At 72.9% G+C, this 20,300-nt stretch carries 14 protein-coding genes; 9 read left to right on the forward strand and 5 right to left on the reverse strand.

Annotated features, from left to right (window positions below):
• Nucleotides 1-9 precede the first annotated feature (9 nt).
• Both CTZ28_RS08385 and CTZ28_RS08390 read right to left on the reverse strand, forming a co-directional pair.
• A complete protein-coding gene (locus CTZ28_RS08385) occupies nucleotides 10-249 on the reverse strand; it encodes a heavy-metal-associated domain-containing protein (RefSeq protein ID WP_121888632.1) in 240 nt (79 codons plus the stop codon).
• Between the two features lie 191 nt (nucleotides 250-440).
• Nucleotides 441-1,025, reverse strand: coding sequence for a TetR/AcrR family transcriptional regulator (locus tag CTZ28_RS08390; protein WP_259471523.1), 585 nt, complete (start codon nucleotides 1,023-1,025; stop codon nucleotides 441-443).
• Between the two features lie 280 nt (nucleotides 1,026-1,305).
• Between CTZ28_RS08390 and CTZ28_RS08395 the strand changes: the two genes are divergently transcribed.
• Together CTZ28_RS08395 and CTZ28_RS08400 are read left to right on the forward strand one after the other, a co-directional pair.
• Nucleotides 1,306-3,570: an MMPL family transporter gene (locus tag CTZ28_RS08395; RefSeq protein ID WP_121888634.1), complete on the forward strand. Its 2,265-nt coding sequence runs from the start codon at nucleotides 1,306-1,308 to the stop codon at nucleotides 3,568-3,570.
• A gap of 424 nt (nucleotides 3,571-3,994) precedes the next feature.
• Complete coding sequence (locus tag CTZ28_RS08400) at nucleotides 3,995-5,035, forward strand: zinc-dependent alcohol dehydrogenase family protein (protein ID WP_121888635.1); 1,041 nt, start codon at nucleotides 3,995-3,997, stop codon at nucleotides 5,033-5,035.
• A 96-nt stretch (nucleotides 5,036-5,131) separates the two neighbouring features.
• Here CTZ28_RS08400 and CTZ28_RS08405 read toward each other — a convergent pair whose 3' ends face one another.
• Nucleotides 5,132-5,332, reverse strand: a complete 201-nt coding sequence (locus CTZ28_RS08405; RefSeq protein ID WP_121888636.1) for a helix-turn-helix transcriptional regulator — start codon at nucleotides 5,330-5,332, stop codon at nucleotides 5,132-5,134.
• Nucleotides 5,333-5,604: 272 nt separating this feature from the next.
• Nucleotides 5,605-6,531: a sugar phosphate isomerase/epimerase family protein gene (locus CTZ28_RS08410; RefSeq protein ID WP_121888867.1), complete on the reverse strand. Its 927-nt coding sequence runs from the start codon at nucleotides 6,529-6,531 to the stop codon at nucleotides 5,605-5,607.
• A 129-nt stretch (nucleotides 6,532-6,660) separates the two neighbouring features.
• On the opposite strand from CTZ28_RS08410, the gene iolC reads away from it, so the two are divergent.
• The 7 genes from iolC (at nucleotide 6,661) to CTZ28_RS08445 (ending at nucleotide 17,003) form a co-directional block, all read left to right on the forward strand.
• On the forward strand, nucleotides 6,661-7,611 hold the full coding sequence (iolC, locus tag CTZ28_RS08415) for a 5-dehydro-2-deoxygluconokinase (protein ID WP_121888637.1): 951 nt from the start codon (nucleotides 6,661-6,663) through the stop codon (nucleotides 7,609-7,611).
• A gap of 59 nt (nucleotides 7,612-7,670) precedes the next feature.
• The gene (locus CTZ28_RS08420; protein WP_121888868.1) at nucleotides 7,671-8,555 is read left to right on the forward strand and encodes a Cgl0159 family (beta/alpha)8-fold protein; all 885 of its coding nucleotides are present in this window, start codon (nucleotides 7,671-7,673) and stop codon (nucleotides 8,553-8,555) included.
• 7 nt (nucleotides 8,556-8,562) lie between these two features.
• A complete protein-coding gene (gene iolB, locus CTZ28_RS08425) occupies nucleotides 8,563-9,387 on the forward strand; it encodes a 5-deoxy-glucuronate isomerase (protein WP_121888638.1) in 825 nt (274 codons plus the stop codon).
• Entirely contained in the window at nucleotides 9,384-11,267 is a 1,884-nt protein-coding gene (iolD, locus tag CTZ28_RS08430; RefSeq protein ID WP_121888639.1) for a 3D-(3,5/4)-trihydroxycyclohexane-1,2-dione acylhydrolase (decyclizing), read from the forward strand. The genes iolB and iolD overlap by 4 nt, the downstream gene beginning before the upstream one ends.
• Before the next feature lie 14 nt (nucleotides 11,268-11,281).
• The gene (gene mmsA, locus CTZ28_RS08435; RefSeq protein ID WP_121888640.1) at nucleotides 11,282-12,784 is read left to right on the forward strand and encodes a CoA-acylating methylmalonate-semialdehyde dehydrogenase; all 1,503 of its coding nucleotides are present in this window, start codon (nucleotides 11,282-11,284) and stop codon (nucleotides 12,782-12,784) included.
• A gap of 179 nt (nucleotides 12,785-12,963) precedes the next feature.
• Entirely contained in the window at nucleotides 12,964-16,140 is a 3,177-nt protein-coding gene (locus CTZ28_RS08440; protein WP_310887594.1) for a CocE/NonD family hydrolase, read from the forward strand.
• Nucleotides 16,137-17,003 (forward strand): ABC transporter permease, encoded by an 867-nt coding sequence (locus CTZ28_RS08445; RefSeq protein WP_121888641.1) that lies wholly within the window; start codon nucleotides 16,137-16,139, stop codon nucleotides 17,001-17,003. The genes CTZ28_RS08440 and CTZ28_RS08445 overlap by 4 nt, the downstream gene beginning before the upstream one ends.
• A 37-nt stretch (nucleotides 17,004-17,040) precedes the next feature.
• On the opposite strand, the gene lacZ is transcribed toward CTZ28_RS08445, so the two are convergent.
• On the reverse strand, nucleotides 17,041-20,199 hold the full coding sequence (gene lacZ, locus CTZ28_RS08450; protein ID WP_121888642.1) for a beta-galactosidase, LacZ type: 3,159 nt from the start codon (nucleotides 20,197-20,199) through the stop codon (nucleotides 17,041-17,043).
• Nucleotides 20,200-20,300 lie beyond the last annotated feature (101 nt).

A 20,300-nucleotide genomic window follows, 5' to 3' on the forward strand; every position in this document is an offset into this window, starting at 1 on the left:
CGTGCGGACTCAGACCGTGCCGACCAGTTCGAAGCCGGCCTCGTCGACGGCGGCGCGGACGGCGTCCTCGTCGAGCCGCGCGGCGGAGATGACGGTGACCTCGCCGCTCGACGCGACGGCCTTCACCGAGCTGACGCCGGGGATCTCGGAGATCTCGCCGGAGACGGCACCCTCGCAGTGCCCGCAGCTCATGCCGCTCACCTTGTAGACGGTCGTGACGGAGTCCGGGTTGTCGGTCTGGGCGGTCATGTCGTTGCTCCTCGTCCGTGCCGGGTGGGGCCGATGAGTCCCACAGTGGGCCCTGCGTCACCCAGGCTATACCCCTAGGGGGTACTTTCCAAGGAGGGGCATGACAGATGCCCTGCGGGCCGCGGTCCGGGAGGCCCCACCGGTGCCCGGCCGGGCGCATGCCGGTGCGTGATCGCCCGTCGGGGTGCCCGTCAGGGGCTCGGTGTCGGGGTGTGGCCGCAGGTCAGGGGCTCGAGGTAGCGGATCAGGACGTTCTTGACCTCCTGGACGTAGGCGTCGCGTTCGGCGCCCTCATGGGCGAGGGCCAGTTCCAGCCCCGCCTTGTGGATGCCGAGGCAGACGTGCGCCGTACGCGTGACCTCGGCCGCGGGCCGGCCGGTCAGGTACGAGGAGAGCAGTTCCTCGATGCGCGCCACCATCGTCGCGTGCAGGGCCTCGTGCTCCTCGGCGATCCGGCCGGGGGTGTCGGGGCCCTTCATCAGCGCGAAGAACACGGGGTGCTCGCTGTTGAACGCGACGAAGCGGTCGACCGCCGCGCCGACGGTCTCCGCGAGCGGGGTGGCGGGGTCGACCCGGCCGAACACCGCGCCGTACGTCTGGCGCATCTCGTGCATCAGCCGGCCGCCCAGCTCGATCGCGATCGCTTCCTTGTTGGGGAAGAACTGGTAGAGCGTGCCCGGCGAGACGCCCGCCTCGCGGGCGATCGCGTTGGTGCTGGCGGCCGTGTAGCCGCTCGCGCAGAAGACCGACGCGGCGGCGTCGAGGAGTTGGGCGATGCGCCGCTCGCCGCGGGCCTGGCGGCGGCGCGGCTGTTCCCTCCGGGGCTTGTCCGGGGTCCCCGGCTCGCTCCCCGGCGTCCCCGGCTGTTCGGGCGTCTCGGGCTTGTCGGACACGCGTTATCCCCAGCTCTTCGAACGCGATTGACAAACACGAGCGGCCGCTCGCATTCTAGGGGAACGCGAGCGATCTCTCGTGTTTGCTAGTCTATGGCAATGGCTGATCCATGCTGCCGTGCTGGCACGGACGCACAGGTCACGGTGAAGGGGACACCGCAGGATGACCGAAGTCAACAAGCCGACGCGCACCGGGGACGCGCCGCCCCGCGTCGGGGGCTGGACGCGCTTCGTGACCGCCCGGCCCCGGCTGTCGCTGCTCGCGGCCCTCGTGCTCACCGTGCTCGCGGTGCTGGCCGGCAGTGGGGTCGCGGACCGCCTGGGCAGCGGCGGCTGGGAGGACCCGGCCGCCGAGTCGACGTACGCCACCAAGGCGCTGGAGCGCGAGTTTCCCGACTCCCAGCCCAATCTGCTGCTCCTGGTCGACGCCGGCGGCTCCTCCGTCGACGACCCGGCGGTCGCGGCCCGCGCCCGGGACCTCGCCACCCGCCTGGCGGGCGAGAGAGGCGTCACGGGCGTCGGCTCCTACTGGCGGACCGAGTCGCCCGCGCTGCGCGCGGAGGACGGCCACGAGGCGCTGATCGCCGCGCGCATCACCGGCGACGAGAAGGCGATGGGGCAGACCCTGGACCGCATAGCGCCCCACTACCGGGGGACGCACGGCCCGCTGGAGGTGCGGATCGGCGGCATGGTCGCCGTGCGGCACGAGATGCAGACGATCATCCAGGACGACCTGGCCAGGGCCGAGCTGATCGCCCTGCCGATCACGCTCGTGCTGCTGGTGATGGTCTTCGGCAGCGCGATCGCCGCTCTGCTGCCGCTGGGCATCGGCATCGTCGCCATCCTCGGCACCAACGCGGTGCTGCGCGGCCTGACGGAGATGACCGACGTCTCCGTCTTCGCGATGAACCTCACCACGGCGCTCGGCCTCGGCCTCGCCATCGACTACGCGCTGTTCATCGTCCGCCGCTTCCGGGAGGAACTGTCCACGGGCGGCACGCCGTTGACAGCCGTCGGCACGACGCTGCGCACGGCCGGCCGGACGGTGCTCTTCTCCGCCCTGACGGTCGCGGTGTCCCTCGCGGCGATGCTGCTGTTCCCGCAGTACTTCCTGCGGTCCTTCGCCTACGCGGGCATAGCGGTGGTGCTGCTGGCCGCGGCCGCCGCCCTGATCCTGCTCCCCGCGGCCCTGGTCCTGCTCGGCCACCGGGTCAACTCCCTTGACCTGCGCCGCCTGTTCCGCCGGAACCGTGGGCCGCGGCCCACGGGTGAGGAGGGCGCGACCTGGGCCCGGACCGCCGGCCTGGTGATGCGCCGCGCACCGATCTTCGCCATCGGCACCACGGCCCTGCTGGTCATCCTCGGACTGCCCTTCCTGGGCGTGAAGTTCGGCACCGCCGACGACCGCCAGCTGCCGTCGAGCGCCGAGTCCCATGTGGTGCAGCAGCACATCCGGGAGGGCTTCCCGGGCAGCCCCGGCGGCGGCCTGGAGGTACTGGCCGAGGGGCGGGCGACGCAGGCGCAGTACGCCGACTACCGCCGGCAGGTGGCGGACCTGCCCGAGGTGGCACGGGTCGACGGCCCCCTGGTGAAGGGCGACTCGGCGTACTTCACGGTGCAGCCGAAGGGTGAGGCCGTCGATGACGCGGCCCAGGACCTGGTGCGCGATCTGCGGGCCATACCCACACCGTTCGACACCGCGGTCACCGGCACGGCGGCGGTCCTCGTCGACTCCAAGCACGCGATAGCCGAACGCCTGCCCTGGGCCGCCGCGTTCATCGTGATCGTCACCCTGCTGCTGGTCTTCCTGCTCACCGGCAGCGTGCTGATACCCGTCCAGGCCGTGGTGCTCAACGCGCTCAGCCTGACGGCCATGTTCGGCGCGGTGGTCTGGGTCTTCCAGGACGGCCATCTGTCCGGCCCGCTGAGCTTCACCGGCACCGGCTCCATCGAGACGACCCTGCCCGTCCTGATGTTCTGCGTGGCCTTCGGCCTCTCCATGGACTACGGCGTGTTCCTGCTCTCCCGCATCAAGGAGGAGTACGACCGCACCGGCGACCACAACGAGGCCGTGCGCCACGGACTCCAGCGCACGGGCGGGCTGATCACGGCGGCGGCGGTCATCCTGGCCGTGGTCATGGTCGCGATCGGCACCTCACGCGTGACCAACACCAAGATGCTCGGCCTGGGCATCGCGCTGGCGGTGCTGATGGACGCGATGGTCGTGCGCAGCCTGCTGGTGCCGGCGATCATGCGCCTGACCGGCCGCGCCACATGGTGGGCCCCCGCCCCCCTACGCCGCTTCCACAACCGCTTCGGCCTAACAGAAACCACCCCAACCCAAGCAAAGCCCCCTGAGGGAGCGCGAGGAACTGAGCGCCCAGCCACAACGCACCCGCACCCAACCGACGACCTGGCAGCCCCCTGAGGGGGCGCGGGGAACGGCGCGATCAACCACGATGCACCCGCACCCAACCGACGACCCGGCAGCGCCTTGAGGGGGCGCGGGGAACGGCGCGATCAACCACGAAGCTGCCGCACCCAACGGACGACCTGGCGGCCCCTTGAGGGGGCGCGGGGAACGGCGCGATCAACCACGAAGCTGCCGCACCCAACCGACGACCCGGCAGCGCCTTGAAGGGGCGCGAGGAACTGCGCGCCCAGCCACGAAGCTGCCGCACCCAACCGACGACCCGCCAGCCCTCTGAAGGGGCGCGGGGAACTGCGCGATCAACCACAACGCACCCGCACCCAAACCGACGGCGTCAAGCTCACCGCACCCCACCCCCCACCCACAAACGGAGCGCATAAGGTTCCGCGAGAAAGCCACCCGCGAACAAAAGGAGCAACGCATGCGGGCTGTGGTGTTCGAGCGATACGGAACCCCCGCCGAAGTCCGCGACGTACCGGACCCGGAGCCGGCGGAGCACGGCGTGGTGGTGCGCGTAGAGGCGACCGGCCTGTGCCGCAGCGACTGGCACGGCTGGATGGGCCACGACCCGGACATCACGCTGCCGCATGTGCCCGGACACGAACTCGCCGGGACCGTCGAGGCGGTCGGCACCCGCGTCACCGGCTGGCGCCCCGGCGACCGGGTCACCGTGCCCTTCGTCTGCGCCTGCGGCAGCTGCCCGGCCTGCGCGGCGGGCGACCAGCAGGTGTGCGAGCGGCAGACCCAGCCCGGTTTCAGCCACTGGGGCTCCTTCGCCGAGTACGTGGCGCTCGACCACGCCGAGGTGAACCTGGTCCGCGTCCCCGACGGGATGTCCTTCGCCACCGCCGCCTCCCTCGGCTGCCGCTTCGCGACCGCCTTCCGCGCCGTGGTCCAGCAGGGCCGGGTGGCGGCGGGGGAGTGGGTCGCGGTGCACGGGTGCGGGGGCGTGGGCCTGTCGGCGGTGATGATCGCGGCGGCGTCGGGGGCCCGGGTGGTCGCCGTGGACGTGTCACCCAAGGCACTGGACCTGGCGCGCGCGTTCGGCGCGGCGGCGTGCGTGGACGCGGCGAGCACGGCGGACCCGGCGGCGGCCGTACGGGAGCTGACCGGCGGCGCCCACCTCTCCCTGGACGCCCTCGGCTCCCCGGCGACCTGCGCCGCCTCGGTGGCCGGGCTGCGCCGTCGCGGCCGGCACGTCCAGGTGGGCCTGCTGCCCTCCGCGGACGGCACCACCCCGGTCCCCATGGCCCGCGTCATCGCCCTGGAACTGGAGATCCTCGGCAGCCACGGCATGGCCGCGCACACCTACCAGCCGATGCTGGAGCTGGTCCGGGCCGGGGTGCTGCGCCCCGACCGGCTGGTGACGGCGGCGATCCCGCTGGCGGCGGCACCGTCCGCGCTGGCGGCGATGGGCACGGCGCCGGGGTCGGGGGTGACGGTCATCGAGCCATGGAGCTGAGATCCACCCACGCGAGGGCGAGCCGCACCCCGTGTTCGGCGGCGGCACCGTGCCCCACCCGGAGGCAGGGCACGGCCGGATTCCCGCGGGCGTCGTTCAGTTCTGTCGTCTGCCGCGATTGCCGGGGCGGGAGGCGACCCAGGCGCGGACGGTGTCCGCGTACCAGTAGGGCTTGCCTCCCTCCACATGGTCGGGCGGGGGTAGCAGCCCGTGCTTGCGGTAGGACCGTACGGTGTCCGGCTGCACCTTGATGTGTGCCGCGATCTCCTTGTAGGACCAGAGCCTTCGGTCGGTCATGAGTCGCACCTCCCTGCATGCGCCGCGGCGGCGGCCGGGACGGCCGTCGGGGGAGCCGGACGCTGCGCTGGCGATCACCACGCCTGTGTCCGGTCAACGACGCAGGGTGAGCGCGGGCAAGGGGCTGTCGAGCGGGTGTGACCGAGAGCCCGCGTACACGCGACATGTGTGACACGGGCGAGGTATTTGTGACACGGCCGACGCAAAGGCGGGCGCCGGGGCAAGGCACGGCGCGTCGACCCGGCGGTCCCGCACCGCGCCCCGCGGGGGTGCTACGCCCCGCAGGATCTCAGGAAGGCCCGCGTCCGCTGCGCGATCGGCAGCGGCCGGTCCGGCTCGCAGGGGTACATGTCCTGCTCGACGATCGCGAACAGATCGACGTCCAGCTTCGCCGCCGCCTCCAGGACCGGGCCGAGGGCGGGCACCCCGGACGGCGGTTCGCACATGACGCCCTTGGCGACCGCGGGTCCGAACGGGATGCCGTCCGCCCGCACCTCGGCGAGGATCTCCGGGTCCACCTGCTTGAGGTGCAGATAGCCGATGCGCTCCCCGTAGGTCTCGATCAGCTTGACGCTGTCCCCGCCGCAGTACGCGTAGTGCCCGGTGTCCAGGCACAGCGACACCAGGGCGGAGTCGGTGCCGTCGAGGAAGCGGACGACGTTCTCCTCGCTGTCGATGTGCGTGTCGGCGTGCGGGTGGACGACGATCTCCAGGCCGTGGCGCTCGCGCACCTCCCGGCCGAGCCGCTCGGTCAGCGAGGTCAGATTCCGCCACTGCTCGGGCGTCAGCGTGTCCGGCTCCAGCACCTCGCCGGTCTTGTCGTCGCGCCAGAACGACGGGATGACGACCAGGTGCCGGCCGCCCATGGCCTGGGTGAGAGCCGCGATGTCGGAGACATGCGCCCAGGTGCGCTCCCAGACCGCCGGGCCGTGGTGCAGGCCGGTGAAGACGGTGCCGGCCGACACCTTCAGGCCGCGCCGGGAGGTCTCCTCGGTGAGAACGGCGGGATCGGTCGGCAGATAGCCGTACGGGCCCAGCTCGATCCACTCGTAGCCGGACGCGGCGACCTCGTCGAGGAAGCGCCGCCAGGGCACCTGCCGGGGGTCGTCCGGGAACCACACGCCCCAGGAGTCGGGGGCCGATCCGACCCGGATACGGGACAGGCCGGGCACGGGAGACTGAGGTGACAACGGCGTCATGGCCGCCAGCGTGCGGCTCGCCGAGAGGGGTGTCAAGCTCTCGTCCGAATGTCTGGACAAAACATTGACAGGGCTCCTCGTGCGGGACTACAAACCGGGGGAGAGGCGTGTGCTGGAGAAGGGAAGCCGATGGCGTACGACCTGATCACCATGGGGCGGATCGGAGTGGATCTGTATCCGCTGCAGACCGGTGTGCCGCTCGCCCAGGTGTCCTCCTTCGGCAAGTTCCTCGGCGGGTCGGCGACGAACGTCGCGGTCGCCGCGGCCCGGCTCGGCCGGAGCACCGCCGTGATCACCCGCACCGGTGACGACCCCTTCGGCGCGTATCTGCACGAGGCCCTGCGCGGCTTCGGCGTCGACGACCGCTGGGTCACCCCGGTCCCCGGGCTGCCCACCCCGGTCACCTTCTGCGAGGTCTTCCCGCCGGACGACTTCCCGCTCTACTTCTACCGGCAGCCCAAGGCGCCCGACCTGGAGATCGACGCCCACGAACTCGATCTGGACGCCGTGGGGGAGGCCGGTATCTTCTGGGTCACCGGCACCGGCCTGAGCGAGGAGCCCAGCCGCACGGCGACCCTCGCGGCCCTCACGCACCGCGCCAAGTCCGGTACGACGGTCTTCGACCTCGACTGGCGCCCCATGTTCTGGACCGACCCGGACGCGGCCCGCCCCTTCTACGCCGAGGCGCTGCGCCACGCCACCGTCGCCGTCGGCAACCTCGACGAGGTGGAGGTCGCCACCGGGGTCCGCGAGCCGCACGCCGCCGCCCGCGCGCTCCTGGACGCGGGCGTCGAGATCGCCGTCGTCAAGCAGGGGCCCAAGGGCGTCCTCGCGGTCGGCCGCGGCGGTGAGTCCGCCGAGGTGCCGCCGCTGCCGGTCACCGTCCTCAACGGACTCGGCGCCGGTGACGCCTTCGGCGGCTCCCTCTGCCACGGCCTGCTGGCCGGCTGGGACCTGGAGACGATCATGCGGTACGCCAACGCGGCCGGCGCCATCGTCGCCTCCCGCCTGGAGTGCTCCTCCGCGATGCCCACCCCGGACGAGGTGGCCGCCGCCCTCGCGGCGGGAGCGGTGCTGTGAGGGCCGGCCGGGTCACGGGCGCCCACCACGGGGCCGCGGACGGCGGCGGCCACCCGCGCGTGGACGTCTCCGCGCTGGTGCGCACCCGCACCCACCACCCCGAGGCGGTGGCCGAGGCGGCGGCCCGCCGCCCGCGCCGCCCGCTGCTGGGCGAGAGCGGCCGGCTGATGATCGTCGCCGCCGACCACCCGGCCCGCGGCGCCCTCGGCATCGGCGGCCGCAAGCTCGCCATGGCCAACCGCGCCGACCTGCTGGAGCGGCTGTGCCTGGCGCTGTCCCGCCCCGGCGTGGACGGTGTCCTCGCGACCGCCGACATCCTCGACGACCTGCTGCTGCTCGGCGCCCTCGACCACAAGGTCGTCCTGGGCTCCATGAACCGCGGCGGGCTCCAGGGCGCCTCCTTCGAACTCGACGACCGCTTCACCGGCCACCGCCCCGAGGACATCCAGCGGCTCGGCTTCGACGCGGGCAAGCTGCTGCTGCGCATCGACTACTCCGACCCGGGCTCGCTGACCACCCTGGAGTCCACCGCCCGTGCCATCGACGCGATGGCCGAGCGCCGGCTCCCGGTGTTCGTCGAGCCGTTCATCAGCCGCCGCACCCCCGAGGGCCGGCTGAGCAACGACCTGTCCGCCGAGGCCGTCACCCGCTCCATCGCCATCGCCTCGGGCCTCGGCGGCACCTCCGCCTACACCTGGTTGAAGGTTCCGGTCACCGAGCACCCGGACGACATGGCCGAGGTCATGGCGACCTCCACGCTGCCCGCCGTGCTGCTCGGCGGCGAGGTCGGCGGCACCCCCGAGGACCAGGAGGCGGCGTACGAGAAGTGGCGCGGTGCCCTGCGCCTGCCCACCGTGCGCGGCCTGGTGGTCGGCCGCTCGCTGCTGTACCCGGCGGACGGCGATGTGGCCGCCGCCGTGGACACCGCCGTCGGACTGCTGTGAGGGCCGCATGACCAGCAAGGACCTGTATCTCCCCCAGGGTTCGACCGCGGGCGCCCAGTACGCCGTCGACATCGGCCCCGAGCGGGCCGGTTGGGCGCACAGCAGCCTGCGCGTCGTCGAACTGACGCCCGGCGGCACCCATATGTTCACCACCGGGGACAGTGAGTGGATCGTGCTTCCGCTGAGCGGCGGTTGTACCGTGCAGGTGGAGGACGAAGAGTTCCAAATCCGGGGCCGGGAGAGCGTGTTCGCCTCCGTCTCCGACTTCGTGTACGCGCCCCGGGACGCCCGGGTCCAGATCGCCTCCGGCGCGGGAGGCCGCTTCGCCCTGGCAGGAGCGAAGTGCGAGCGACGACTCCCCGCCCGCTACGGCCCCGCGCCGGAGGTTCCCGTCGAGCACCGCGGCAGTGGTACCTGCTCCCGCCTGGTGCGCAACTTCGCCTCGGCGGACGCCTTCGACTGCGACAAGCTGATCGCCGTCGAGGTGATCACCCCCGGCGGCAACTGGTCCTCGTACCCGCCGCACAAGCACGACGAGTACCGGCCGGGCGAGGAGTCCGCGCTGGAGGAGATCTACTACTTCGAGATCGACGGTCCGAACGGTCTGGGCTATCAGCGCGTATTCCCCTCTCGTGAGGGCGGATCCGACGTCCTCGCGGAGGTCCGCTCCGGTGACGCCGTCCTCGTCCCCGACGGTTGGCACGGCCCCTCCATCGCCCAGCCCGGGCACGACATGTACTACCTGAACGTCATGGCGGGACCGGGCGGGACGCGGGAGTGGCGGATCTGCTTCCACCCGGAACACGTAGAGAGCACAGAGGGGTACCGATGACCTCAACGACGCGGCTCACGGTCGCGCAGGCGCTCGTCCGCTTCCTGGCCGCCCAGTACACGGAGCGGGACGGCGAACGGCGCCGGCTCATCAGCGCCACCTGGGGCATCTTCGGGCACGGCAACGTCGCCGGGATCGGGCAGGCGCTCGTCGAGTACGCCGCTGACATGCCGTACCACCAGGGCCGCAACGAACAGGCCATGGTGCACGCGGCGGTCGGCTACGCACGCCAGTCCGGCCGGCTGTCCACGCACGCGGTGACGACGTCCATCGGCCCGGGGGCCACCAACCTCGTCACCGGTGCCGCGCTGGCCACCGTCAACCGGCTGCCGGTGCTGCTGCTGCCCGGCGACGTGTTCGCCGCCCGCCCCGCCGACCCCGTGCTCCAGCAGCTCGAAGTCCCGTACGCGGGCGATGTGTCGGTCAACGACAGCCTGCGCCCGGTCTCCCGGTACTTCGACCGGATCACCCGGCCCGAGGCCCTGATGCCGTCCGCGCTCCAGGCCGTGCGGGTCCTCACCGACCCCGTCGAGACCGGCGCTGTCACGCTCGCCCTCCCGCAGGACGTCCAGGCGGAGGCGTACGACTGGCCGGAGGAGTTCCTCGCCGAACGGGTGTGGACCGTGCGCAGGCCGCAGGCCGACCCGGCCGAACTCGCCGCGGCGGTCCGGGCGGTCCGCGCGGCCCGGCGGCCCCTCGTCATCGCGGGCGGCGGCGTCCACCACAGCCGGGCCGAGGCCGCGCTGGCCGCGTTCGCCGAGGCCACCCGGGTCCCGGTCGCCGCCACCCAGGCCGGCAAGGGCGCACTGCGCTGGGACCACCCGCAGGACGTCGGCGGCGTCGGCCACACCGGCACCGCGACCGCGGACGAACTGGCCCGCACCGCCGACCTGGTGATCGGCGTCGGCACCCGCTACACCGACTTCACCACCGCCTCCGGCACCCTCTTCGAGAACCCGGACGTCCGCTTCCTCAACCTCAACATCGCGGCCTTCGACGGCCACAAGCTGGCCGGGCTGCCGCTCGTCGCCGACGCCCGGGACACGCTGCGCGCGCTCACCGGGACCCTGACGGAGCACGGGTACCGGGTCGCCGACTCGTACGTCGCCGAGTACACCGAGGACAAGGAGCGCTGGGAGCAGCGCGTCGACGCCTGCTACGAGGCCGACGAGCCGGACATCCGGCCGACCCAGCCGCAGGTGCTCGGCGCGCTCGACGAGATCGTCGACGAGTCCGACATCGTCGTCAACGCGGCCGGCTCCCTCCCCGGCGACCTGCACAAGCTGTGGCGGACGCGGTCGCGGGACCAGTACCACCTGGAGTACGGCTACTCGTGCATGGGGTACGAGATTCCCGCCGCCATCGGGGTGAAGCTCGCCGCGCCCGACCGGCCGGTGTGGGCGCTGGTCGGCGACGGGACGTATCTGATGATGCCGACCGAGATCGTCACGGCCGTGCAGGAAGGTGTCGCGATCAAGCTGCTGCTGGTGCAGAACCACGGCTACGCGTCCATCGGCGGGCTCTCGGAGTCGGTGGGCGGCGAGCGGTTCGGCACCGCCTACCGCTTCCCGGCCGGGGACGGCACCCACACGGGCGCCCCGCTGCCGGTGGACCTCGCCGCCAACGCGGCCAGCCTCGGCATGCGCGTGCTGCGCGCCAAGACCGTACGGGACCTGCGCGCGGCGCTCGCCGAGGCGCGGGCCGCCGACACTCCCACATGTGTCTACGTGGAGACCCAAACGGCCGACACTGTGTCGGGCGCGCCTCCGGCGCAGGCCTGGTGGGATGTTCCTGTGGCCGAGACCGCGACCCGATCGTCCGCGGTCAAGGCGCGTGAGCTGTACGAACGGCAGGTCTCGACCCGACGCCGCCATCTGTGAAGGAGCAACCGGGCATGACGAAGATCGTCAACCACTGGATCGGCGGCAAGACCGTCGAAGGCGCCTCGGGGACGTACGGGCCGGTCACCGACCCGGCGACCGGGGCGGTCACCACCAAGGTCGCGTTCGCCACGGTCGACGAGGTGGACGCGGCGGTCGCGGCGGCCAAGGACGCCTTCGTGACCTGGGGCCAGTCCTCGCTGGCCAAGCGCACGGAGATCCTCTTCCGCTTCCGCGCGCTGCTCGACGCCCACCGCGACGACATCGCCGAGCTGATCACCGCCGAGCACGGCAAGGTGCACTCCGACGCGCTCGGCGAGGTCGCGCGCGGCCTGGAGATCGTCGACCTGGCGTGCGGCATCAACGTGCAGCTGAAGGGCGAGCTGTCCACGCAGGTCGCGAGCCGCGTGGACGTGGCCGCCATCCGGCAGCCGCTGGGCGTCGTCGCGGGCATCACGCCGTTCAACTTCCCGGCGATGGTCCCGATGTGGATGTTCCCGATCGCGATCGCGTGCGGCAACACGTTCGTGCTGAAGCCGTCCGAGAAGGACCCGTCGGCGTCCCTCAGGATCGCCGAGCTGCTGGCCGAGGCCGGTCTGCCGGACGGTGTCTTCAACGTCGTGAACGGCGACAAGGTGGCCGTGGACCGCCTTCTGGAGCACCCGGACGTCAAGGCCGTCTCCTTCGTCGGCTCGACCCCGATCGCCCGCCACATCCACGCCACGGCCTCCGCCAACGGCAAGCGGGTCCAGGCCCTGGGCGGCGCCAAGAACCACATGCTGGTCCTGCCGGACGCCGACCTGGACGCGGCGGCCGACGCGGCCGTCAGCGCGGCCTACGGCTCCGCGGGCGAGCGCTGCATGGCCATCTCGGCCGTCGTCGCGGTCGGCTCCATCGGCGACACGCTGGTGGCGAAGATCCGCGAGCGCGCCGAGAAGATCAAGATCGGCCCCGGCAACGACCCGACGAGCGAGATGGGCCCGCTGATCACCGCCGCGCACCGCGACAAGGTGGCGTCGTACGTGCGGGGCGCCGCCGCCGAGGGCGCCGAGGTCGTGCTCGACGGCACCGGCTACACGGTCGAGGGCTTCGCGGACGGCCACTGGATCGGCATCTCGCTGCTCGACAAGGTGCCGACCGGCGCGAAGGCCTACCAGGACGAGATCTTCGGCCCGGTGCTGTGCGTGCTGCGCGCCGACACGTACGAGGAGGGCCTGGCCCTCATCAACGCCTCGCCGTTCGGCAACGGCACCGCGATCTTCACCCGGGACGGCGGCGCCGCCCGCCGCTTCCAGCTGGAGGTGGAGGCGGGCATGGTCGGCGTGAACGTCCCGATCCCGGTTCCCGTCGGCTACCACAGCTTCGGCGGCTGGAAGGACTCGCTCTTCGGCGACCACCACATCTACGGCAACGACGGCACGCACTTCTACACCCGCGGCAAGGTCGTCACCACCCGCTGGCCGGACCCGGCCGACGCCCCCGCGGGCGTGGACCTCGGCTTCCCCCGCAACCACTGACCGACCCACCGCTCGCCCGGCCCTGCGCACCCCGGAGGGCGGGGCGAGCCGCTGTGGTCCGCGATGCCTGGCGTACCGCGTCCGCGGTATGCCGGTGCGGGTGCGTACTCCTCGGGGAGGTGCGGGGGTTCAGACCGGTGGCTGCATCGGTTGTCGGTGGCGCCCCGTACCGTTGAGGCATGGATCTTCGACTGCCCGGCGGGCGCGGGCTGCTCCGGGGGCCGCGGCGGCTGTGGGCCGCCGCGGCCGCCGTCGTCGTGCTCGCCGGCGCCGGCACGTGGACGGCCGTCGCCGCCGACGACCCGCCCCGGGTGCACCGGACCGACCAGGTCATGGCCATGACGGACGGTACGCACATCGACACCTCGTACTTCACGTCGGCCGCCGCGGGCCGCCGTCCGGCCGTCCTGCTGGCGCACGGCTTCGGCGGCAGCAAGGACGACCTGCGCGCCCAGGCGCAGGACCTGGCCCGGGACGGATACGCGGTCCTGACCTGGTCCGCGCGCGGCTTCGGCAGGTCGACCGGCAGGATCGGACTGAACGACCCGCGACGCGAGGTCGCCGACGTCTCCCGGCTCATCGACTGGCTGGCGAAGCAGCCCCAGGTCCGGCTCGACAAGCAGGGCGACCCGCGCGTGGGCATGGCCGGCGGCTCGTACGGCGGCGCGATCTCCCTGCTCGCCGCCGGACACGACGACCGGGTGGACGCCATCGCCCCGGCGATCACGTACTGGAACCTGGCGGACGCCCTGTTCCCGAACGGCGTGTTCAAGAAGCTGTGGGCGGGAATCTTCTTCAACTCCGGCGGCGGTTGCGCCAAGTTCGAGCCGACGCTGTGCGCCATGTACGACCGGGTGGCCGAGTCGGGCAGGCCGGACACCGCCGCGCGCACCCTGCTGGAGCAGCGCTCGCCGTCCGCCGTCGCCGACCGCATCAAGGTGCCCACGCTCCTGGTGCAGGGCCAGACCGACTCGCTGTTCACGCTCGCCCAGTCCGACGCCGCCGAGAAGGCGATCCGGGCGAACGGCGCCCCGGTCGACGTCGACTGGATCGCGGGCGGGCACGACGGCGGCGACATGGAGACGGACCGGGTGCAGACGCGCGTCACGGCCTGGTTCGACCGCTACCTCAAGGACGACAAGGGCACCGACACCGGCCCGGCGTTCCGGATCACCCGCACCGGAGGCGTCGACTCCACCGACGGCACGGCCCAGTTGCGCGGCGCGAGCGGCGACAGCTACCCCGGCCTCGAAGCCGGCCGCCGCTCCCTCGCGCTGACCGGCGGCACACAGCGGGTCGAGAACCCGGCCGGGGCCAGCCCGCCGGGCGTCTCCGCGCTGCCCGGCCTCGGTGGCGCGGCCGGCCTCGGCCAGCTGTCCGCGCTCGGCGTGGGCGTCTCCCTCGACTTCCCCGGCCAGTACGCCGCCTTCGAGTCCGCGCCGGTCACCACCGACCTGCGGATCACCGGCTCCCCGACGGTCACCGTCCACATCACCTCGACGACCGACGAGGCCGTGCTGTTCGGCAAGGTGTACGACGTCGGCCCCGGCGGCAGCCGGCAGGTGCTGCCCGCGCAGCTGGTCACCCCGCTGCGCGTCGAGGGCGCGCGGTCCGGCAAGGACGTCACGGTCACCCTCCCGGCGATCGACCACGACGTGCAGAAGGGCCACCGGCTCCGCCTGGTCCTCGCCTCCACGGACCTCGGCTACGCCTCACCGGTGGCCCCGGCCGGCTACACCGTCTCCCTGAAGGGCGACCTGAGCGTGCCGACGGCCCCGGGTGTGACGACCGCGGCGGCGCCGCTGCCGTCCTGGGTGTGGTGGCTGCCGCCGGCCGCCGCCGTGCTGGCCCTGGCCCTGGCGCTGACCGCCCGCCGGCGCACGGCGGTCCCCGCGCCCGATCCCGCCCTGGCCGACGTCCCGCTCCAGATCACGGACCTGAGCAAGCGGTACGCGAAGTCGGCGGACCGGTACGCGGTACGGGAGCTGTCCTTCCGCGTCGAGAAGGGTCAGGTGCTGGGGCTGCTCGGGCCGAACGGCGCGGGCAAGACGACGACCCTGCGCATGCTGATGGGCCTGATCACCCCCGACGACGGTGAGATCCGCGTCTTCGGCCACGCGATCCGGCCGGGCGCGCCGGTGCTGTCGCGGGTCGGCGCCTTCGTGGAGGGCGCGGGGTTCCTGCCGCACCTGTCCGGCCGCGAGAACCTGGAGCTGTACTGGCGGGCGACCGGCCGTCCGGCCGGGGACGCGCACCTGGACGAGGCCCTGGAGATCGCGGGCCTCGGCGACGCGCTCGCCCGCGCGGTGCGCACCTACTCGCAGGGCATGCGGCAGCGGCTCGCCATCGCCCAGGCCATGCTCGGCCTGCCCGACCTTCTCATCCTCGACGAGCCGACCAACGGTCTCGACCCGCCGCAGATCCGCGAGATGCGCGAGGTGATGATCCGTTACGCGGCCGCGGGCCGCACGGTGATCGTCTCCAGCCATCTCCTCGCGGAGGTCGAGCAGTCCTGCACCCACCTGGTGGTGATGGACCGGGGCCGGCTGGTCCAGGCCGGCCCGGTGGGGGAGATCGTCGGCTCGGGCGAGACCCTGCTCGTCGGCCTGGCCACCGGCATCGCGGACCCGCTGGTCGAGAAGGTCGCCACGCTGCCGGGGGTGGCCTCCGCGCTCCGCACGGAAGGCGGCCTCCTGATCCACCTGACCCCCACGCAGCCGCCCACGGACTCGACCGCACCCCCGTCCACGGCCAAGACCACGCCCCCGTCCGGGGACCCGACCGCAGCCCTGCCCGTGGCCCCAGCCGGACACCCGTTCGTGGATCGGACCGTGGACCCGTCCGGGCCCCCCGCCGAGGTCCTGCCCGCGGACGCGACGGTGCCCCCGTCGGGGGACCCGACCGCAGTCCCGTCCGGGGACCCGGTGGGACACCCGTCTGTGGGTCGGATCGTGGACCCGTCCGGGCCCCCCGTCGCGGACCTGCCCGCGGACGCGACGGTGCCCCCGTCGGGGGATCTGGCCGCAGCCCTGTCCGGGGACTCGGCCGCAGTCCCGTCCGGGGACCCGGTGGGACACCCGTCTGTGGGGCGGACCGTGGATCCGTCCGGGCCCCCCGCCGAGGTCCTGCCCACGGACGCGACGGTGCCCCCGTCGGGGGACTCGGCCGCAGCCACGGCCGGGGGCCCGTTCGTGGACTCGGGCGCGTCCCCGGCCCCCGGTGGGCCCGGAGGGCCGGAGGAGGCTGCCGCTCGGCTGCTCGTCGAGTTGGTCCGGCTCGAAGTTCCCGTCGTCTCGCTCGGCCCCCACCGCCGGCTGGAGGACGCCTTCCTCACCCTGATCGGAGGTTCCGCATGAGCACGCTCGCCGAGCGGCCCGTCGAGGTGGCCTCCGGCTACCGCGCGGGGCACACGCTGCCGCTGCGGGTGGAACTGGTCCGGCAGCTCAAGCGCCGCCGCACCCTGGTCATGGGCGGCATCCTCGCCGTCCTGCCGTTCGTCCTGGCCTTCGCCTTCGCCATCGGCGGCGAGCCGAGCGGACGCAACGGCCAGGTCACCCTGATGGACACGGCCACCGCGTCCGGCGCCAACTTCGCCGCGGTGAACCTGTTCGTGTCGGCGGGCTTCCTCCTCGTCATCCCGGTCGCCCTGTTCTGCGGGGACACGGTCGCCTCGGAGGCGAGCTGGTCGTCCCTGCGCTATCTGCTCGCGGCGCCCGTGCCCCGGGCCCGCCTGCTGTGGTCCAAGCTCGTCGTCGGGCTGGGCCTCAGCCTGGCCGCGATGGTGCTGCTGCCGGTCGTGGCCATCGCCGTCGGCACGGCGGCCTACGGCTGGGGCCCGCTGGAGCTCCCCACCGGCGGCGCGCTGGACCCGGGCACGGCGGCCCAGCGCCTCGTCGTGGTCGTGGCGTATCTCTTCGTGTCCCAACTGGTCACCGCGGGGCTGGCGTTCTGGCTGTCCACGAAGACGGACGCCCCGCTCGGCGCGGTCGGCGGCGCGGTCGGTCTGACCATCGTCGGCAACGTCCTGGACGCTGTCACCGCCCTCGGCCACTGGCGTGACTTCCTGCCCGCGCACTGGCAGTTCGCCTGGGCCGACGCCGTACAACCGCGCCCCGAGTGGTCCGGCATGATCCAGGGCACCGCGATCTCCCTCACGTACGCGCTCGTGCTGTTCGCCCTGGCCTTCCGCGGGTTCGCCCGCAAGGACATCGTCTCGTAGGTCACCGGAGGACCACCCGCCGGAAGGCCCCGGGCGGCTACCCGTCCGCCGGCCGCAGCCGGTACCCGTAGGCGTACGTCCGCCCGGCGTGCAGCAGATACGGCTCCAGCGGCGCCGCACCCCACGAGTTGATGCCGCCGACGCCCATCTGCCGGTGGTTGACCAGCAGCACCGTCTCGGCGCGCCGGGTCAGCTCGTGCGGGTGCCGCGGCCCGTCCAGGTCGGCCGGCGTGTGATGCAGGGCGCTGGTCTCCAGCAGCGCCTCGCCGTCCGCGGGGTCGGCGACCACCAGCAGCCCGGCACCGGAACGGCCGGTCAGCGACAGCCACCGCACATCCGTCTGGTTGCCCGTCTGCTGCGGCCGTACGTACGGGGCGACCTGCGCGTCGACCGTGGAGCGCCAGCGCCCCACGAACGCGGACGCCTTGCGGTCCTGGTAGTTCTCGTGCGGCCCGCGCCCGAACCACTCCAGCCGCTCCGCGCCCGCCGGCACCCGCAGCAGCGCGCCCACCATAGGCAGGTCGGGCAGCCCGGCGGCGGCGTCCAGCGTGTGCCGCACCCGCACCTCCCCGTCCCCGCGCACCCGGAACACGGTGTGCCAGGTGGAGGCGTGCGGCGCGGTCGGCAGTGTGCAGGAGACCTCGACGACGACCTCGCCGGGCGCGGGCTGCTCGGCCCGTACGGCGGTCACCGTCCGCCGCGCGCCCGCGTCCCGCCAGGTCAGCGCGGTCCTGGGGAAGCCGCGGCCGATGTCGTTGTCGGTCGGACCGCGCCAGAAGTTGGGCACCGGCCCCTCGACGAGCAGCGCCCGCCCCCGCCGGCGGTACGAGGACAGGGTGCCGGACTCCTTGGAGAACACCACCTCCAGGTCCCGTCCGCGCACCCGCACCTCGGCGTCGGTCTGGCTGAGCGTGAGGCTCCCTCGGGTGGGGGCGTCGTCCGGCGCGGCCGCTGTCCAGTCCAACGCGAGCTGCTCGGCGGCCACTTCGTGGCCCGCGCCGGCCCAGCGGGTGCCCTCGCGCAGTACGAAGGAGAGGCCGAGGAAGTACTCGGCGCCGGGATCCGGCGCGGCGGGCCTGCGGTAGGGGACACGGACGACGCCCTCCGCGCCCGGTGCCACCCCGGGCGCCGGCAGCGTGCCGTGCTGCACCGTCGTACCGTCACGGGTCACGGCCCACCGCAGCTCGTAGCCGTCCAGGCCGCTGAACAGCTGCTTGTTGCGCACGCGCACGGTGCCGGCGGACAGGTCGTCCGCGCTCACCCCCACCGGCTGGTAGCACTTCTTGATCTCGATCAGCCCGGGATGGACCGAGCGGTCCGCGTCCACCAGACCGTTGCAGGAGAAGTTGCCGTCCGTCGGATAGCCGGGCTGCCAGTCGCCGCCGTACGACAGATAGGTGCGCCGGGAATCGCCCGGCACCGGCAGCCGGATGGCCTGGTCGACCCAGTCCCAGACGAACCCGCCGTGCAGGTTCGGATAGCGCTCGAAGATCTCCCAGTACTCCCGGACATTGCCGCCGCTGTTGCCCATCGAGTGGTTGTACTCGCACAGCAGGAACGGCGTGGGGTTGCCGGACCTGCCGTACGCCTCGACGCCCGCCGGGCTGGTGTACATCTCGCTGTGCAGGTCGGCGACGTCGTTCATGCCCTCGTAGTGCACGGGGCGGGAGGCGTCCCGGGCGTGTGCCCAGTCGGCCATGGCCCGGAAGGTGCTGCCGTGCCCGGCCTCGTTGCCGAGCGACCAGACGACAACGCTCGGATGGTTCTTGTCCCGTTCGACCATCGAGCGCAGCCGGTCCACGCAGGCGTCGGTCCACTCCGGCAGCGAGGCGGGCACGGTGTCGCGCACGCCGTGCGTCTCCAGGTTGGTCTCGTCGATCACGTACAGCCCGTACTCGTCGCACAGTTCGAGCCAGCGCGGGTGGTTGGGGTAGTGCGAGGTGCGGACGGCGTTGATGTTGTGCTGCTTCATCAGGCGGATGTCCTGCACCATCCGCCGCTCGTCGACGGCCTGGCCGCGCTCGGGGTCGCTCTCGTGGCGGTTGGTGCCGCGGAACACGAGGGGTCTTCCGTTGAGGGTGAAGGTCCCCGGCCCGTACTCGACCCGGCGGAAGCCGACGCGGGTGCTGTGCACGTCGACGGCCCGGCCGCGGGCGTCGGCGAGCGTCACCACCAGCGTGTAGAGGTGCGGCCGCTCCGCCGACCACAGCGCGGGCGCCCGCACCCCGCCCGTCAGGGACACGGTGCCGTCGCCGGCCGTGTCCGCGAGGCCGAGCACCCGCCGCCCGCGCGCGTCGAACAGTTCGGCGCTCACCCGGTGTCCCGCGACGCCCCCGTCGCCGCCCCGGTCGCGCACCGCGACATCGACGGTGAGGACGGCGTCGCGGTACGCGGAGTCCAGTTCGGTGTGTACGAACAGGTCCTGCACATGCACCCGCGGGATCGAGTACAGATACACGTCCCGGAAGATCCCGGACAGATCGATCATGTCCTGGTCCTCCAGCCAGCTGCCGTCGGACCAGCGGTGGACCTCCACGGCCAGGGTGTTGCCGCCGGGCCGCAGATACGGGGTGACGTCGAACTCGGCGGGGGTGTAGCTGTCCTCGCTGTAGCCGACCCGCTTCCCGTTGACCCACACGAAGAACGCCGACTTGACGCCCTGGAAGGACAGCAGTGTGCGCCGGCCCGACCAGGCGTCCGGCACGGTGAAGGTGCGGCGGTAGGAGCCCACCGGGTTGACGTCGTGCGGCACCTCGGGCGGGGCGGGCGTCTCGTAACCGATCCACGGATAGCTGATGTTGAGGTAGATCGGCTCGGGATACCCCTCGATCTCCCAGTTCGAGGGGACGGGGATGCGGTCCCAGTCGCCGTCGTCGTAGCCGGGCTCCTGGAACCCGACGGGCCGCCGGTCCGGGTTGCGCGACCAGCGAAAGCGCCAGTCGCCGTTGAGGGAGCGGTGGTACGGCGACTCCTGGAACCGGCCGCGCAGCGCGTCCGCGGCGCTCGCGTACGGCACCAGCCGGGCCCGCGCCGCCTCGCGGTTGATCTGGAACACCCGCGGGTCCGCGTCCCACGGGTCGCCGTCGGCGGCGAAGGCCTGTTTCTGCGCGGCGAAGGCGGCCCAGCCCGCCAGGGCGCCCGCCGCGAGGACGGTACGACGGCTCGGTCGGTGAAGGGGGGCTCTCTCTGCACTCATACGGCGGCTCCGAACGCAAGGCATCAAGAAACGCCAGCATCGAACGGAACCGCGCACCGCACAAGGGTGCGTGTGGGCCACAGAACCCGTATGGCGCAAAG

This window comes from Streptomyces shenzhenensis, from assembly GCF_003688995.1.
Lineage (GTDB): Bacteria > Actinomycetota > Actinomycetes > Streptomycetales > Streptomycetaceae > Streptomyces > Streptomyces shenzhenensis_A.